Annotated in this window: 9 protein-coding genes, 1 tRNA gene and 1 rRNA gene; 10 read left to right on the forward strand and 1 reads right to left on the reverse strand. The window is 71.7% G+C overall.

The annotated features are described in order from the left end of the window. Positions 1 to 93 (forward strand): 5S ribosomal RNA (gene rrf, locus ACFW6A_RS31980); the annotation flags it as partial. A 5-nt stretch (positions 94 to 98) separates the two neighbouring features. After that, a tRNA-Thr gene (locus ACFW6A_RS31985) sits at positions 99 to 171 on the forward strand. Between the two features lie 115 nt (positions 172 to 286). Here the strand turns inward: ACFW6A_RS31985 and ACFW6A_RS31990 are convergent. Beyond that, entirely contained in the window at positions 287 to 2,932 is a 2,646-nt protein-coding gene (locus tag ACFW6A_RS31990) for a SpoIIE family protein phosphatase (protein ID WP_351857074.1), read from the reverse strand. Between the two features lie 269 nt (positions 2,933 to 3,201). Here ACFW6A_RS31990 and ACFW6A_RS31995 point away from each other — a divergent pair, with 269 nt between their 5' ends. From ACFW6A_RS31995 to ACFW6A_RS32030, 8 genes are all read left to right on the forward strand, one after another. Next, positions 3,202 to 8,718: a HAMP domain-containing protein gene (locus ACFW6A_RS31995; protein WP_386644795.1), complete on the forward strand. Its 5,517-nt coding sequence runs from the start codon at positions 3,202 to 3,204 to the stop codon at positions 8,716 to 8,718. Between the two features lie 302 nt (positions 8,719 to 9,020). After that, complete coding sequence (locus ACFW6A_RS32000) at positions 9,021 to 9,695, forward strand: two-component system response regulator (protein ID WP_386644798.1); 675 nt, start codon at positions 9,021 to 9,023, stop codon at positions 9,693 to 9,695. Positions 9,696 to 9,810: 115 nt separating this feature from the next. Beyond that, entirely contained in the window at positions 9,811 to 12,627 is a 2,817-nt protein-coding gene (locus tag ACFW6A_RS32005; RefSeq protein ID WP_386644801.1) for a DNA translocase FtsK, read from the forward strand. 267 nt (positions 12,628 to 12,894) lie between these two features. After that, positions 12,895 to 13,716 (forward strand): helix-turn-helix domain-containing protein, encoded by an 822-nt coding sequence (locus tag ACFW6A_RS32010; protein ID WP_386477553.1) that lies wholly within the window; start codon positions 12,895 to 12,897, stop codon positions 13,714 to 13,716. A 94-nt stretch (positions 13,717 to 13,810) separates the two neighbouring features. After that, on the forward strand, positions 13,811 to 15,298 hold the full coding sequence (rimO, locus tag ACFW6A_RS32015) for a 30S ribosomal protein S12 methylthiotransferase RimO (RefSeq protein ID WP_386477550.1): 1,488 nt from the start codon (positions 13,811 to 13,813) through the stop codon (positions 15,296 to 15,298). Next, positions 15,295 to 15,975 carry a CDP-diacylglycerol--glycerol-3-phosphate 3-phosphatidyltransferase gene (pgsA, locus tag ACFW6A_RS32020; protein ID WP_351848613.1) on the forward strand — a complete coding sequence of 227 codons (681 nt, stop codon included), beginning with the start codon at positions 15,295 to 15,297 and terminating at the stop codon, positions 15,973 to 15,975. The genes rimO and pgsA overlap by 4 nt, the downstream gene beginning before the upstream one ends. Then, positions 15,972 to 16,493 (forward strand): CinA family protein, encoded by a 522-nt coding sequence (locus ACFW6A_RS32025; protein ID WP_351848616.1) that lies wholly within the window; start codon positions 15,972 to 15,974, stop codon positions 16,491 to 16,493. Before pgsA ends, ACFW6A_RS32025 begins: the two co-directional genes overlap by 4 nt. Positions 16,494 to 16,602: 109 nt before the next feature. Then, positions 16,603 to 16,986, forward strand: a complete 384-nt coding sequence (locus tag ACFW6A_RS32030) for a helix-turn-helix transcriptional regulator (RefSeq protein ID WP_351848618.1) — start codon at positions 16,603 to 16,605, stop codon at positions 16,984 to 16,986. The last annotated feature ends 132 nt before the right edge of the window (positions 16,987 to 17,118 follow it).

Raw genomic sequence — 17,118 nt, forward strand, 5'->3', positions numbered from 1 at the left:
ACGCCCGGTTACATTCCGAACCCGGAAGCTAAGCCTTTCAGCGCCGATGGTACTGCAGGGGGGACCCTGTGGGAGAGTAGGACACCGCCGAACAACCCGCCCTTTTAGCTCAGTCGGCAGAGCGTCTCCATGGTAAGGAGAAGGTCAACGGTTCGATTCCGTTAAAGGGCTCAGATAAACAACAAGGCCCCCGCCACCAGGCGGGGGCCTTCTTGCGTTTCCGGGCAGGGCGGAAGAACGGAGACGGGCCGGCGTCTCCTCGCGGAGACGCCGGCCCGCGTCGTCGTCAGCTGGGGTCCGGCTCCCGCAGGCGCATCGTCAGGATGGCCATGTCGTCCGAGGCCGGGGCGTGGGCGAAGCGCTCGACCGCGCGGAGGATGCGGCCGCCGACCGCGCCGGCCGTCAGCCCCGTACACGTCCTCAGGGCGTCGGCCAGACCGTCGTCGCCCAGCATGCGGGTGCCCTCGCGGCGCTCCGTGACGCCGTCCGTGACACAGAGGAGGACGTCGCCCGGATCGAGCGTGAACGTCTCCTCGTACAGCTCCAGGTCGTCCATCACGCCGAGCAGCGGCTGCGGTTCGGCGGCCGGGGTGACCGTGCCGTCGGGGCGGAGGCGCAGGGGGAGGGGGTGGCCGGCGCAGACGACCTTCAGGGTCGCCGAGCCGTCGGGCTGCGGGTGGAGCTCGCCGTACAGCAGGGTCAGGAAGCGGCTGCGGGCGCCCTCGTCGAGGATGGCCGCGTTCAGGCGCTCCAGGACGGCCGGGCCGCCGAAGCCCTCGCGGGCCAGTAGGCGCAGGGCGTGCCGGGCCAGGCCCGTGACGGCCGCCGCCTCCGGGCCCGTACCGCAGACGTCGCCGATGGCGAAGCCGTACACGTCCTCCCTGATCGGGAAGACGTCGTAGAAGTCGCCGCCGACCTCGTTCCCCTCGCCGGCCGCGCGGTAGATGACGTCCACCTCGACACCGGGGATCTTGGGGAGCTCAGGAGGGAGGAGGCTGCGCTGTAGGGACTGGCTGATGGCGTTGCGCTCGGAGTACAGGCGGGCGTTGTCCAGGGCCAGGGCGGCCCGGCGCGAGAGGTCCTCGGCCAGCTCCAGGATCTCCTGGCGGAAGTGGTCCTCGGCCGGACGGCCGAGGGTCAGCATGCCGATCACGCGGTTGCGGGCCACCAGGGGCAGCACGACCGTTTCGCCGGCGACCGCGCCGGCCGTGGCCAGGGCGCCGTCGATGCCGGAGGAGAGCGGGCTGCCCAGGTGCTCCAGCTCGCGGGCCGACGCGGCCAGCGCGGCCCGGTGGGCCGCGTCGCCGGGAGCCGTCCAGAGGCGGGCGCCGGGAGACGGCACCGGATCGGGCGGGGCGATCGAGCCCAGCAGGGCCTTCAGGCCGTCGATGCGGTCCTCGTCCTCGTGGAGCACGTACGAGAGGTACGGGTCCGAGGTCGGGTCGGCGATCGTGTACACCGCGCACCAGGTGGCGAGCGTCGGGACCGTCATCTGGGCCATCAGCGCCAGCGTCTGGTCGCGGTCGAGGGTGCCGGCCAGCAGGTCGGAGGCCTCGACGAGGAAGCTGAGGGAACCGCGGCGGAGCCGCTCCAGCTCGCCCAGGCGGGCCGACTCCACGGCCAGGGCGATGCGGTCGGCGGCGAACTGGAGACGGAGCGCCTCCTCGTTCGAATAGCGGTTCGCGGCCTCGGCCGCGACGCCGAGGGAACCGGTGAGACGGCCCTCGACCTTGAGGGGGACCGTGACCACCGACCGCATGCCGGTGCCCTCCAGCAGCGGCACGGCGCCCGGGACTGCGGCCAGGTCCTCGTGGACCGCGGGCATCCGGGCGGAGCCGTAGCGGCTGGCACCGGTCTCCACCGGGACCCGGGCGAAGCGCTGGCGGGCCGCCGGGAGGCCCGTCGTCGCCCGCACCTCCAGCTCCGTCTCGTCGTCCGTGGCGAGCAGCAGGAAGGCGGCGTCCCCGTCGAGCATGTCACGGGCCCGCTCGACCGTGCGCTGGAGCAGGCCGTCCAGGTCGTCGGGGGCGGGGGAGCCGATGAAGACCTCGAAGGGGTCCGTGGCGCGGCTCTCCGCGCCCGGGTCGGCGGCCGGGCGCTGCGGGGTCTGCAGGACCGCGCGCTCCTCCTCCCGCACCAGCAGGCAGACCGTGGAGGGCTCGCCCCCGGCGTCACGTACCCGCAGGTGGGAGGCGTACACGGGGATGACGCGGCCGTCGGCGCGGCGGAGCCCGTAACTGCCCTCCCAGCGGGAGAGGCGGAGGGCCTCCGCGAGGCCGGTGCCGATGCCGGGGGTGTGCGGCCAGGCGGCGAGGTCGCCCAGGGGCTTGCCGGTGACCTGCTCGGGGGCGTACCCGAAGAGCTCCTCGGCGTCCTCGTTCCAGGAGGTGATCGCGCCGCCCCGGTCGATCTGGACGACGGCGACGCGGACGCGGCTGTCGGCGACCGGGAGGAGGGCGTCGGGCAGGACCGGGCCGGCGGAGCGGGTGCCGACGGGGCGCTGGGGGAGGTCCAGGTGGAACCAGACGTGCTTGCGGGTGGGGGAGTAGTCGACGCCCCAGCGGTCGGCGAGGGCGGCGCACAGGAGCAGGCCGCGGCCGTTCTCCCGGTCGGGGCTCGCGATCGTACGGCCGCTCTGGACCGGGATCTCGCGCTCCGGGTAGCGGTCGGCGACCTCCACGCGGACGCTGTCCTCGGAGCGCAGGCACAGGACGTCCGCGGCGGTGCCCGCGTGCACCACGGCATTGGTGACCAGCTCGCTGGTCAGGACGACGGCGTCGTCCACGAGCTCGGGGTGGCCCCAGCCCTGGAGGGTGTCCCGGACGAAGGCCCGGGCGGCGGCGACGGACCGTCCGACGGGCTCGAAACTGGCAGTCGCCCGCGCGGTGATCACAGCACTCCTCGTACGCGTCTCGACGCCCGGCTCTGCCATGCTCGGTCTGCCCCTCCCACTGCCCGGTGGTCGTACGCTCGCCACACCGCCCCCGCCGGGCGGACCGGGGCGGCTGGACAGCCGGATGCCAGATTACTTACCTTCGCCGTCCCCGCGGATGCCGGTCTCCGCTGTTTCCGCCCTCCGGGGGCGGGGACGCTGTGCGAAGCTGCCGAACTGTTATCGCCCGGTCCGGTCGCGGTGAAACACTGGGAATGCTTCGGCGGGAGCCGGAGCGGAACGGTCGAGCCCCTTTCGGGAGGGTCACGGTGGAGTCTGGCACGGCGGCGCGGCGCGGCGGCGGCAGCGGCACGCGCGCGAGGGGCGGGCGTTCCCGTGGGGGGACGGTGCAGGTGGACGTGGCCGCGCTGGAGCGGTTGCTGTCCGCTCTGGTGTCGATGCGCGACGGGAACCTGCGGAGGCGGCTGACCGTCTCCGGCGACGGGGTGATGGCCGAGATCGCGGCCGTCTTCAACGAGGTCGCCGACCGGCAGATGCACGTGACCGGCGAGCTGTCGCGGGTGCGGCGGGTGGTCGGGCGCGAGGGCAAGCTGTCCGAGCGGCTGGAGGCCGGGACGACCGAGGGCGCCTGGGCGGCGGCGATCGAGGCGGCGAACGCGCTGGTCGACGACCTCGCGCGACCGGTCTCCGAGGTCAGCCGGGTGCTGACGGCGGTCGCCGAGGGTGACCTCGAACAGCGGATGGACTTGCGTTCGGAGGGTTCCGACGGGACGGTGCGGCCGCTGCGCGGCGAGTTCCTGAAGGTCGCGCGGACCGTCAACCACCTGGTGGACCAGCTGTCGGTCTTCGCGTCCGAGGTGACCCGGGTCGCCGTCGAGGTGGGCACGGAGGGCATCCTCGGCGGGCAGGCGCACGTCCGGGGCGTGTCCGGGTCCTGGAAGGACCTCACGGACTCCGTCAACACCATGGCGAACCAGCTGACGGCCCAGGTGCGGGACATCGCGCTGGTGACGACGGCGGTGGCCAACGGCGACCTGTCGCAGAAGGTCACGGCGAACGTGGCCGGCGAGATGCTCTCGCTGAAGAACACCGTCAACACGATGGTGGACCAGCTGTCGTCGTTCTCGTCCGAGGTGACCCGGGTCGCCCGCGAGGTGGGCACCGAGGGCGAGCTCGGCGGTCAGGCCGAGGTGGCCGGGGTCGCCGGCGTGTGGAAGGACCTGACCGACTCCGTCAACACGATGGCGGGCAACCTCACCAATCAGGTGAGGGGGATCGCGGAGGTGACGACGGCGGTCGCCAACGGCGACCTGTCGCAGAAGGTCACCGTCAGCGCGCGCGGCGAGATCGCCCAACTCGCCGACACCATCAACCAGATGACCGAGACGCTGCGGACCTTCGCCGACGAGGTGACCCGGGTGTCCGGCGAGGTCGGCGCCGAGGGCCTGCTCGGCGGGCAGGCGCAGGTGCCGGGCGCGGCGGGCACCTGGAAGGACCTGACGGACTCGGTCAACACCGTCTTCCGGAACATCACCACGCAGGTGCGGGACATCGCGCAGGTGACCACGGCGGTCGCCAACGGCGACCTGTCGCAGAAGGTCACCGTCGACGTCGCCGGCGAGATGCTGGAGCTCAAGAACACCGTCAACACCATGGTGGACCAGCTGTCCGCCTTCGGTTCCGAGGTGACCCGGGTGGCCCGGGAGGTCGGCGTCGAGGGCCGGCTGGGCGGACAGGCGCAGGTGCCCGGCGCCGCCGGCACGTGGAAGGACCTCACCGACTCGGTGAACAACGCCTTCCACAACCTCACCGGCCAGGTGCGGGACATCGCGCAGGTGACCACGGCGGTCGCCAACGGCGACCTGTCGCAGAAGGTCACCGTCGACGTGGCCGGCGAGATGCTGGAGCTCAAGAACACCGTCAACACCATGGTGTCGCAGCTGTCGTCCTTCGCCGACCAGGTCACGCGGATGGCGCGGGACGTGGGCACCGAGGGCCGGCTGGGCGGTCAGGCGCGGGTGGACGGCGTCTCCGGCCGCTGGCGCGAGCTGACCGACTCGGTGAACTTCATGGCCGGGAACCTCACCTCGCAGGTGCGGCAGATCGCGCAGGTGACCACGGCCGTGGCGCGCGGCGACCTGTCGCAGAAGATCGACGTCGACGCGCGCGGCGAGATCCTGGAGCTCAAGAACACCATCAACACGATGGTCGACCAGCTCTCCGCCTTCGCCGACCAGGTGACCCGGGTCGCCCGCGAGGTGGGCACCGACGGGCGCCTCGGCGGCCAGGCGCAGGTGCCGGGCGTCGCCGGTGTGTGGCGGGACCTCACCGACTCGGTGAACGGCATGGCGGGGAACCTGACGGCCCAGGTGCGCAACATCGCGCAGGTCGCCACCGCGGTGGCGCGCGGCGACCTGTCGCAGAAGATCGACGTCGACGCGCGCGGCGAGATCCTGGAGCTCAAGAACACCCTCAACACGATGGTGGACCAGCTGTCCTCCTTCGCGGACCAGGTGACCCGGGTGGCCCGCGAGGTGGGCACCGAGGGCATCCTGGGCGGGCAGGCCGAGGTGCAGGGGGTCTCCGGCACCTGGAAGGACCTGACCCAGTCGGTGAACTTCATGGCGAACAACCTGACCTTCCAGGTCCGGAACATCGCCGAGGTCACCACCGCCGTCGCCCGCGGCGACCTGTCGAAGAAGATCACCGTCGACGCCAAGGGCGAGATCCTGGAGCTCGTCACCACCGTCAACACGATGGTGGACCAGCTGTCGAACTTCGCCGACGAGGTGACCCGGGTGGCCCGCGAGGTGGGCACCGAGGGCATCCTCGGCGGTCAGGCCCGGGTGCGCGGGGTCACCGGCATCTGGAAGGACCTGAGCGACAACGTCAACCTGATGGCCAACAACCTGACCAGCCAGGTGCGGAACATCGCCCGGGTCTCCTCGGCGGTCGCCAACGGCGACCTGACGAAGAAGGTCACGGTGGAGGCGCGCGGCGAGGTCGCCGAACTCGCCGAGACCGTCAACACGATGGTGACGACCCTGTCCGCGTTCGCCGACGAGGTGACCCGGGTGGCCCGCGAGGTGGGCACCGACGGCATCCTCGGCGGCCAGGCCCGGGTGCCCGGCGGTTCCGGCACCTGGAAGGACCTCACCGACTCGGTGAACAGCATGGCCGACAACCTGACGGGTCAGGTGCGGCAGATCGCCGCGGTCACCACGGCCATCGCCAAGGGCGACCTCACCCGGAAGATCGACATCGACGCCCGGGGCGAGATCCAGGAGCTGAAGAACACCATCAACACGATGGTCGACCAGCTGTCGAACTTCGCCGAGGAGGTCACCCGCGTCGCCCGCGAGGTGGGCACCGACGGCCAGCTCGGCGGCCAGGCGCGGGTGCGGGACGTGGAGGGCACCTGGAGCGACCTCACCCTCTCCGTGAACGAGATGGCCGGGAACCTCACCCGGCAGGTGCGCGCGATCGCGGCCGTCGCCACCGCGGTGACCCGCGGCGACCTCAACGTCAAGATCGACGGTGTGGACGCGGCCGGCGAGATCCAGGCCCTGCAGGACAACATCAACACGATGATCGCCAACCTGCGCGACACCACCCTCGCCAACGACGAGCAGGACTGGCTCAAGTCCAACCTGGCCCGCATCTCCGGCCTCATGCAGGGCCGCCGGGACCTCGACGACGTCGCCTCGCTCATCATGAGCGAGCTGACGCCGGTGGTCTCCGCCCAGCACGGCGCCTTCTTCGTGGCGACGCCGACCGGGTCCGCCAACCACGACACCGAACTCGTCGGCGAGGGCGACGGCTCGTACGAGCTGCGCATGCGCGGCAGTTACGGGTACTCCGCCGGCTCCATGCCGACCTCCTTCCGCCCCGGCGAGACCCTCATCGGGACCGCCGCCGAGGAGAAGCGGACGATCCAGGTCAACGTGCCGCCGGGCTACCTCAAGATCTCGTCCGGACTCGGCGAGGCCGCCCCCGCGCACGTGATCGTGCTGCCCGTCCTCTTCGAGGGGAAGGTCCTCGGCGTCATCGAGCTGGCCTCCTTCCAGCCCTTCGCCCAGATCCAGCGGGACTTCCTCAACCAGATCGCCGAGCTGATCGCGACCACGGTCAACACCATCAGCGTCAACACCAAGACCGAGGTGCTGCTCCAGCAGTCGCAGGAGCTGACCGAGCAGCTCAAGGAGCGCTCGGCCGAGCTGGAGCACCGGCAGAAGGAGCTGCAGAACTCCAACGCCGAACTGGAGGACAAGGCCGAACTCCTCGCCCGCCAGAACCGCGACATCGAGGTCAAGAACACCGAGATCGAGGAGGCCCGGCAGGTCCTGGAGGAGCGGGCCGAACAGCTCGCCGTCTCCATGCGCTACAAGTCCGAGTTCCTCGCCAACATGTCGCACGAGCTGCGCACCCCGCTCAACTCGCTGCTCATCCTGGCCAAGCTGCTCGCGGACAACGCGGAGACCAACCTCACCCCGAAGCAGGTCGAGTTCGCCGAGACCATCCACGGCGCCGGCTCCGACCTGCTCCAGCTCATCAACGACATCCTCGACCTGTCGAAGGTCGAGGCGGGCAAGATGGACGTCTCCCCGACCCGGATCGCCCTCGTCCAGCTCGTCGACTACGTGGAGGCGACCTTCCGGCCGCTCACCGCGGAGAAGGGCCTGGACTTCTCGGTCCGGGTCTCGCCCGAGCTGCCCGCCACCCTCCACACCGACGAGCAGCGGCTCCTCCAGGTGCTGCGCAACCTGCTGTCCAACGCGGTGAAGTTCACCGACTCCGGCGCGGTCGAGCTGGTGATCCGGCCGGCCGGCGCGGACGTGCCGCAGTCCATCAGGGAGCAGCTCCTGGAGGCCGGCTCGCTGCGCGACGCCGACGCCGAGCTGATCGCCTTCTCGGTCACCGACACCGGGATCGGCATCGCGGCCAGCAAGATGCGGGTCATCTTCGAGGCGTTCAAGCAGGCCGACGGCACCACCAGCCGCAAGTACGGCGGCACCGGCCTCGGCCTGTCGATCAGCCGGGAGATCGCCCGTCTGCTGGGCGGCGAGATCTTCGCGGCGAGCGAGCCGGGCCGCGGCTCCACCTTCACCCTCTACCTGCCGCTGAACCCGACCGAGGTGCCGCAGCACGGGTACGGGCAGGGCGAGCAGGAAGAGCCCGGGCAGGAGCCCGGGGACGGCCGGTCCGGGCCCGCCTTCCCGCACTTCCCGCCCGCGCCGGTGCGGAGCGAGGCGCGGTCGGGGGCCGGGGCGCTCTTCCGGCACCGTCGCAAGGCGGGCGCGGCGGCGGAGGCGCCGGACACGGCCGGGGCGGGCGAGGCCCGGGGCGGGGTGCCCGGGCAGCCGGGCCCGCAGGGGCTGCCGGAGGAGGCCGGCGAGAGCGCCGGCGCGGAGCCGGAGGGCGTTGCCGCGCCGCGCCGCACCTACTCCTTCGCCGGCGAGAAGGTCCTCATCGTGGACGACGACATCCGCAACGTCTTCGCCCTCACCAGCGTGCTGGAGCAGCACGGGCTCGCGGTGTTGTACGCGGAGAACGGGCGGGAGGGCATCGAGGTCCTGGAGCAGAACGACGACGTGACGGTCGTTCTGATGGACATCATGATGCCGGAGATGGACGGGTACGCGACGACGACCGCGATCCGGCGGATGCCGCAGTTCGCCGGGCTGCCGATCATCGCGCTGACCGCGAAGGCGATGAAGGGCGACCGGGAGAAGGCGATCGAGTCGGGCGCCTCCGACTACGTCACCAAGCCGGTCGACCCCGACTACCTGCTGTCCGTCATGGAGCAGTGGATGCGGGAGGAGTGAGGCGGGCGGTCCGGTGCCGGCCCGACCGGGCCGGCACCGGACCGGGCGGCGTACCGTCGCCGTCCACGTGTGAGGAGGCCGGATACGGGGAACCTTCTCGACCCACGCCCCGTTACCGCGATGTGCACAGTGACATCACGGTGACAGGGTGTGGCGACGGGTGGGGTGCGGCTACGATGACCGGCACAAGGACGGACGGCGCCAGGAAGCCGTCCTCTGGGGCGGCGCCCGGTGCTTCCCCCGGTTCCGGGAGTGGTTCCGGAAGCCGGGTCGAGCCGTTGCCGGGACGAGGAGGACGGGGCATGGTGCAGAAGGCCAAGATCCTCCTGGTCGATGACCGGCCGGAGAATCTGCTGGCGCTGGAGGCCATTCTCTCCGCGCTCGATCAGACGCTGGTGCGGGCATCGTCCGGGGAGGAAGCGCTCAAGGCGCTGCTGACGGACGACTTCGCGGTCATCCTGCTCGACGTCCAGATGCCCGGTATGGACGGATTCGAGACCGCGGCGCACATCAAGCGCCGCGAGCGGACCCGGGACATCCCGATCATCTTCCTGACCGCGATCAACCACGGCCCCCACCACACCTTCCGGGGGTACGCCGCGGGCGCGGTCGACTACATCTCGAAGCCGTTCGACCCGTGGGTGCTGCGCGCCAAGGTCTCCGTCTTCGTCGAGCTCTACATGAAGAACTGCAAGCTGCGCGAGCAGGCGGCGCTGCTGCGGCTCCAGTTGGAGGGCGGCGGCGAGGGCGGCCAGGGCAAGGAGGCCGCCGGGCTGCTCGCCGAGCTGTCCGCCCGGCTCGCCGCCGTCGAGGAGCAGGCCGAGGCGCTCTCCAAGCAGCTCGACGACGAGTCCGCCGACGCGGCGGCCGTCGCCACCGCAGCCCACCTGGAGCGCAAGCTCACCGGACTGCGGCGGGCGCTGGACGCGCTGGAGCCCGGCACCGGGGGCGCGCCCCCGCTCCCCGCGCAGAACTGAGGTCCCGTCACCCGGCCGCCGGTCCCGCTGACCGGCCGTCAGCCCCGTGCCGGGGCAAGGACGACACGTTCGGGTGAGGCGGACAGCCCGGCCGCTCACCGGTAACCTCGACCCCATGGCTTCACGTACGTCCGGCAAGGGCTCACAGGGCACCGCACCATCGCGCGCCGGACGGACCACGGGCGCCGCGAAGAAGACGGCCGCCAAGTCCGCGGCGAAGTCCCCGGCCAAACCGCCCGCGAAGAGGGCGGCGGCCAAGAAGGCCGCGCCCGCCAAGCGCGCGCCCGCGAAGAAGTCCGCGGCGAAGCGGCCCGCGCCCCGGCCGGCGCCGTCCCCCACCGGAGGCGTGTACAAGGTGGCGCGGGGTGCCGCGAGCGGCGTCGGCGCGGTGTTCCGAGGGATAGGGCGCGGCGCCAAGGGCCTCGACCCCGCCCACCGCAAGGACGGGCTCGCCCTGCTGCTGCTCGGCGCCGCGCTGATCGTCGCCGCCGGCACCTGGTCCCACCTGGACAACCCGGTCGGCGACCTCGTCGAGATGCTGGTCACCGGCGCCTTCGGCCGGCTCGACCTGCTCGTCCCGCTGCTGCTGGGCTCCATCTCCTTCCGGCTCTTCTGCTATCCGGAGCGCCCCGAGGCCAACGGCCGGATCGTCATCGGGCTCTCCGCGCTCGTCATCGGCGTCCTCGGGCAGGTCCACATCGCGTGCGGTTCGCCCGGCCGGGACGCCGGCTCCGAGGCGATGCAGGACGCGGGCGGACTGATCGGCTGGGCCTCCTCCCAGCCGCTGGTCTTCATGACGGGGGAGGCCCTGGCCGTCCCCCTGCTGGTGCTGCTCACCCTCTTCGGACTGCTGGTCGTCACGGCCACCCCGGTCAACGCGATCCCGCAGCGGCTGCGCGCCCTCGGCGTCCGGCTCGGCCTGGTCGAGCCCGCCTACGAGGAGACCGCCGAGGAGTACGCCGACCAGGAGCCGTACGAGGAGGACTGGCGGGAGGCGCCGCCGCGCGCCGCCCGGCCGGCCCGGCGCCGGAGCGGCGGCCCCGCCGATCCGTACGACGTGGACCGGGCCGAGGCCGAGGCGCTGGAGCGGCGCGGCCGCACCGCCCGGCCCCGCGCGGCCGACCGCGACCACGGCCTGGACCCGGTCGACGTCGCCGCCGCCGCGGCCGCCGCGCTCGACGGCGCGGTGCTGAACGGGATGCCGCCCTCGCCGCTGGTCGCCGACCTGACCAGGGACGTGACCGCCGAGCGGGCCGCGGCCCTGGCGGAGGGGGCCGGCGGTGCGACGGGCGAGGCCACCGGGCCCGTACCGCCCCTGCCGAAGACGCCGCCGAACGTGCCGACCGCGCGGGGCGGGGACAAGCGCCCGGCGGGGGGTCCCGTACCCGATCTGACCAAGCCGGCGCCGGAGCCGACGGACCTGCCGGCGCGGGCCGAGCAGCTCCAGCTCGCCGGGGACATCACCTACGCGCTGCCCTCGCTCGACCTGCTGGAGCGGGGCGGTCCCGGCAAGACCCGGTCGGCGGCGAACGACGCCGTCGTGGACGCGCTGTCGAACGTCTTCACCGAGTTCAAGGTGGACGCGGCCGTCACCGGCTTCACCCGGGGGCCGACGGTCACCCGCTACGAGGTCGAGCTCGGCCCCGCCGTGAAGGTCGAGAAGATCACCGCCCTGACGAAGAACATCGCCTACGCGGTGGCCTCGCCGGACGTGCGGATCATCTCGCCGATCCCCGGCAAGTCCGCCGTCGGCATCGAGATCCCGAACAGCGACCGGGAGATGGTGAACCTCGGCGACGTGCTGCGGCTCGCGGCCGCGGCCGAGGACGACCACCCGATGCTGGTGGCGCTCGGCAAGAACGTCGAGGGCGGCTACGAGATGGCCAACCTGGCGAAGATGCCGCACGTCCTCGTCGCGGGCGCCACCGGCTCCGGCAAGTCCTCGTGCATCAACTGCCTGATCACCTCGATCATGATAAGGGCGACCCCCGAGGACGTCCGGATGGTGCTCGTCGACCCCAAGCGGGTCGAGCTGACCGCGTACGAGGGCATCCCCCACCTGATCACCCCGATCATCACCAACCCCAAGCGGGCCGCCGAGGCCCTCCAGTGGGTGGTGAAGGAGATGGACCTCCGCTACGACGACCTGGCGGCCTTCGGCTTCCGGCACATCGACGACTTCAACCAGGCGATCCGCGACGGCAAGGTGCAGCTGCCGCCCGGCAGCGAGCGCGAGCTCAAGACCTACCCGTACCTCCTGGTCATCGTCGACGAGCTCGCCGACCTGATGATGGTGGCGCCCCGGGACGTCGAGGACGCCATCGTCCGCATCACCCAGCTGGCCCGCGCCGCCGGCATCCACCTGGTGCTCGCCACCCAGCGGCCCTCGGTGGACGTCGTCACCGGTCTGATCAAGGCGAACGTGCCGTCCCGCCTCGCCTTCGCCACCTCCTCGCTCGCCGACAGCCGGGTCATCCTCGACCAGCCCGGCGCGGAGAAGCTCATCGGCAAGGGCGACGGCCTCTTCCTGCCGATGGGCGCGAACAAGCCGGTCCGCATGCAGGGCGCCTTCGTCACCGAGGCCGAGGTCGCGGCCGTCGTGCAGCACTGCAAGGACCAGATGACGCCGGTCTTCCGGGACGACGTCACCGTCGGCACCAAGCAGAAGAAGGAGATCGACGAGGAGATCGGCGACGACCTGGACCTGCTGTGCCAGGCGGCCGAGCTGGTCGTCTCGACCCAGTTCGGCTCGACCTCGATGCTCCAGCGGAAGCTGCGGGTCGGCTTCGCGAAGGCCGGCCGGCTGATGGACCTGATGGAGTCGCGGAACATCGTGGGGCCCAGCGAGGGCTCCAAGGCGCGGGACGTGCTCGTCAAGCCGGACGAGCTGGACGGGGTGCTCGCGGTGATCCGCGGCGAGTCGGCGGAGTGACGGGCGGGGAGCGTGGGGCGGCGGGGGGCGGGGTACCCGTTCGAGACCGGGCCGAGACTCACTCGTAAGGGAAACGAGGGCAACCGTTTCCCCTGGCCGTACGTCAAGTTGGACGGAGGGGAAGAGGATGTCCCCTCGGAAGATGTCCTCCCGCCCTGATGTACAACCTCATGGCGTACAAACCGCACCCGCCCGGTTGCCCCACCCTTTCGTACCACCCATAGACTGAACGTCCAGCAGGTGGCTACACGCTCGAAAGGCGCTCTCGTGTCCATCGGCAACTCCCCCGAAGACGACCGGACGTTCCCGTCAGACGACCCGGAACCGATCGGTCGCACCCTCCAGCAGGCCCGCATCGCCGCCGGCCTCAGCGTCGAAGAGGTCAGCGCCTCCACCCGTGTCCGGATCCCGATCGTGCACGGCATCGAGGAGGAGGACTTCTCGCGCTGCGGCGGAGACGTCTACGCGCGCGGTCACATCCGCACGCTCGCGCGCGCCGTCGGGATCGACCCGGCGCCGCTGATCGAGCGGTACGACGCCGAGCACGGCGGCCGCCCCTCGCCCACCCCCGCCGCGCCGCTCTTCGAGGCGGAACGCATCCGCCCCGAGCCCCGGCGGCCCAACTGGACCGCGGCCATGGTCGCGGCGATCGTCGCCGTCGTCGGTTTCGTCGGCTTCACGATGTTCAACGGCGCCGAGGAGCCGAAGGGGACCACGGCCGCCGAGGGCGGACCGGCGCCCGCCCCGGAGAAGGCGACCTCCGCCGCCAAGCCGAAGCCGGTCAAGCCCGCCCCCAAGCCGACCGGCAGCGCCATCGCGGCGGTCCCGGCCGACAAGGTCACGGTCAAGCTCACCGCCGACGGCAAGAGCTGGATCTCGGCCAAGGCCTCCGACGGCAAGATGCTCTTCGACGGCTTCCTCCAGGAAGGCGACACCAAGACCTTCCAGGACGACGAGCAGGTCGACCTCGTCCTCGGCAACGCGGGCGCGATCGAGCTGTACGTCAACGGCAAGAAGGTCTCCGGCAAGTTCGAGGACGGCCAGGTGGAGCGCCTCAGCTACACCCGGGGCGACCCCGAGGCCGGCTGATCCGGCACGGGACGAGAGCGTCCGGTGTGACCTCCGTCGCGCAGGTGAACCCTGAGCGACGGGGTCGCGTCCGGGACGAAGTAGTCTTGAGTCCATGCCCGAACGCCGTACCGTCGCCCTTGTCACTCTCGGCTGCGCCCGTAACGAGGTGGACTCGGAGGAGCTCGCAGGCCGCTTGGCAGCGGACGGCTGGGAGCTCGTCGAGAACGCCGAGGACGCAGACGTCGCCGTCGTCAACACCTGCGGCTTCGTCGAAGCCGCCAAGAAGGACTCCGTCGACGCCCTCCTCGAAGCCAATGATCTGAAGGACCACGGCAAGACCCAGGCCGTCGTCGCCGTCGGCTGCATGGCCGAGCGCTACGGCAAGGAGCTGGCCGAGGCCCTCCCCGAGGCCGACGGCGTGCTCGGCTTCGACGACTACGCCGACATCTCCAACCGCCTCCAGACCATCCTCAGCGGTGGCAGCGTCGAGGCCCACACCCCGCGCGACCGGCGCAAGCTCCTCCCGCTCTCCCCGGTCGACCGCCAGCAGGCCGCCGCCGAGGTCGCCCTGCCGGGCCACGGAGCCGCCGAGGAGCCGCAGAACGTCCCGGGCGACCTGCCCGAGGGCCTCGCCCCCGCCTCCGGCCCCCGGGCCCCGCTCCGCCGCCGCCTCGACCGCAGCCCCGTCGCCTCCGTGAAGCTGGCCTCCGGCTGCGACCGCCGCTGCTCCTTCTGCGCCATCCCGTCCTTCCGCGGCAGCTTCGTCTCCCGCCGTCCCTCGGACGTGCTGAACGAGACGCGCTGGCTCGCCGAGCAGGGCGTGAAGGAGGTCATGCTGGTCTCCGAGAACAACACCTCGTACGGCAAGGACCTCGGCGACATCCGCCTCCTGGAGAGCCTGCTGCCCGAGCTCGCCGCCGTCGACGGCATCGAGCGCGTCCGGGTCAGCTACCTCCAGCCGGCCGAGATGCGGCCCGGCCTGATCGACGTGCTGACCTCCACCGACAAGGTCGTGCCCTACTTCGACCTGTCCTTCCAGCACAGCGCCCCCGACGTGCTGCGCGCCATGCGCCGCTTCGGCGACACCGACCGCTTCCTCGACTTGCTCGCCACCATCCGCGAGAAGGCCCCGACGGCCGGTGCCCGGTCCAACTTCATCGTCGGCTTCCCCGGCGAGACCGAGGCCGACTTCGCCGAGCTGGAACGCTTCATCACCCACGCCCGGCTCGACGCCATCGGCGTCTTCGGCTACTCGGACGAGGACGGCACCGAGGCCGCCACGTACGAGCACAAGCTCGACCAGGAGGTCGTGGACGCGCGCCTCGCCCACCTCTCCCGGCTCGCCGAGGAGCTCACCGCGCAGCGCGCGGAGGAGCGGATCGGGGAGATGCTGGAGGTACTGGTGGAGTCCGAGGACGAGGAGGACGGCTGGACCGGCCGCGCCGCCCACCAGGCTCCGGAGACGGACGGACAGGTCTACCTCGTCGACGGTGGTGGCGCGGGCCTCGACCTGGCCCCGGGCCGTATGGTCAGGGCGAAGGTCGTGGACACCGAGGGCGTCGACCTCGTGGCGGAGTGTGTCGAGGAGGTGGGCAGATGACCGGAGTCCCGGCATCCGCGACGGGCGGGACCGGCAGGCCTGCGCCCCGCGGCAAGCTGGGCGTGGCGGCCGTGAACCCCGTCAGCGTGTGGAACATCGCCAACATCCTCACCATGATCCGGCTCGTCCTCGTGCCGGCCTTCGTGGTGCTGCTCCTCCAGGACGGCGGGCACGACCCGGCCTGGCGGGCCTGGGCGTGGGCGGCTTTCGCCGTCGCCATGATCACGGACGTCTTCGACGGACATCTGGCCCGTACATACAACCTGGTCACCGACTTCGGGAAGATCGCCGACCCGATCGCCGACAAGGCGATCATGGCGGCCGGACTGATCTGCCTCTCGGGCCTCGGCGACCTGCCCTGGTGGGTGACCGGGGTGATCCTCGCGCGTGAGCTGGGGATCACGCTGATGCGCTTCTGGGTGATCCGGCACGGGGTGATCCCCGCCAGCCGGGGCGGCAAGATGAAGACGCTCGCCCAGGGCACGGCGGTCGGCATGTACGTGCTGATGCTCACCGGCCCGCTGGCGACGCTGCGCTTCTGGGTGATGGCGGTGGCGGTCGTGCTGACCGTCGTCACCGGTCTGGATTATGTGCGACAGGCGGTCGTGCTGAGACGCCGCGGGCTCGCTGCCGAGCGGGCCGCGCGCGCGGAGGCACCGGGGGCTTCGGCGCGATGAGCACGGCGGCCCTGGTCCTCGGTCTGCTCGCGGAGCGCGGCCAGACGCTGGCCGTCGCCGAGTCGCTCACCGGGGGGCTGGTGGCCGCGGAGCTGACCGGGGTGCCCGGGGCCTCCCGCGGTTTCCTCGGCTCCGTGACCGCCTACGCGACCCCCCTCAAGCACCGGCTGCTGGGGGTGGAGGCCGGCCTGCTGGGCGAGCGCGGGGCGGTGGATCCCGAGGTCGCGGCGCAGATGGCACGGGGTGTGCGCGACCGGCTCGGCGCCGACTGGGGGATGGCGACGACCGGGGTCGCGGGGCCCGATCCGCAGGACGGACAGCCCGTGGGGACCGTGTACGTGGCGGTGGCCGGACCCGCCACGACAGGCGCGGCGGCCGGGAAAGTGGTGTCGTTGAGGTTGAACGGCGACCGCGCGGACATTCGTAGAGAGAGCGTGCGGAGCGTGCTGGAACTGCTCCACGCGGAACTCTCGGGAAATGCGCGGGCACAGGATACGGAACAGAACGGGGGGAATTGATGTTTGCAGCCCTGAGTGAACACGACATCGCTCCCCGCACGGCCGCGGCGCGAGGCGGTACGGTGGGGCGTGAAGGATGCGGCTACGCGGTCCGAGGAGGGAGCCACCGATGATTCTGCTCCGTCGCCTGCTGGGTGACGTGCTGCGTCGGCAGCGCCAGCGCCAGGGCCGTACTCTGCGCGAAGTCTCCTCGTCCGCCCGAGTCTCGCTCGGCTATCTCTCCGAGGTGGAGCGGGGGCAGAAGGAGGCTTCCTCCGAGCTGCTCTCCGCGATCTGCGACGCGCTGGACGTACGGATGTCCGAGCTCATGCGCGAAGTGAGCGACGAGCTGTCACTGGCCGAACTGGCCGCGTCGGCAGCTTCCAGCGAACCGGTGCCGTCGCCGGTCCGTCCGATGCTCAATTCGGTGTCGGTGACGTCGGTGGCCGGTGTGCCCACCGAGCGGGTGACCATCAAGGCGCCCGCGGAGGCCGTGGACGTCGTCGCCGCCTGACCATCCGAACGGGTCGAAGCCCCGGTCGGTGCCCTGCTGAAGGGGCGCCGGCCGGGGCTTCGTCGTGACGGCCCCGGATTTCGGGGTCTTCCGTTTGAGATGTCGCATTCCGGACAGGCGTGCCATGGTGGG

Source organism: Streptomyces sp. NPDC058758 (assembly GCF_042746075.1).
GTDB lineage: Bacteria > Actinomycetota > Actinomycetes > Streptomycetales > Streptomycetaceae > Streptomyces.

Bases quoted from the DNA above. Each gene is read 5' to 3' on its own strand.
- ACFW6A_RS32005 (WP_386644801.1), top strand. From the start codon at position 9,811: ATGGCTTCACGTACGTCCGGCAAGGGCTCACAGGGCACCGCACCATCG.
- ACFW6A_RS32030 (WP_351848618.1), top strand. From the start codon at position 16,603: ATGATTCTGCTCCGTCGCCTGCTGGGTGACGTGCTGCGTCGGCAGCGC.
- ACFW6A_RS32000 (WP_386644798.1), top strand. From the start codon at position 9,021: ATGGTGCAGAAGGCCAAGATCCTCCTGGTCGATGACCGGCCGGAGAAT.
- ACFW6A_RS32025 (WP_351848616.1), top strand. From the start codon at position 15,972: ATGAGCACGGCGGCCCTGGTCCTCGGTCTGCTCGCGGAGCGCGGCCAG.
- rimO (WP_386477550.1), top strand. From the start codon at position 13,811: ATGCCCGAACGCCGTACCGTCGCCCTTGTCACTCTCGGCTGCGCCCGT.
- ACFW6A_RS31990 (WP_351857074.1), bottom strand. From the start codon at position 2,932: ATGGCAGAGCCGGGCGTCGAGACGCGTACGAGGAGTGCTGTGATCACC.
- pgsA (WP_351848613.1), top strand. From the start codon at position 15,295: ATGACCGGAGTCCCGGCATCCGCGACGGGCGGGACCGGCAGGCCTGCG.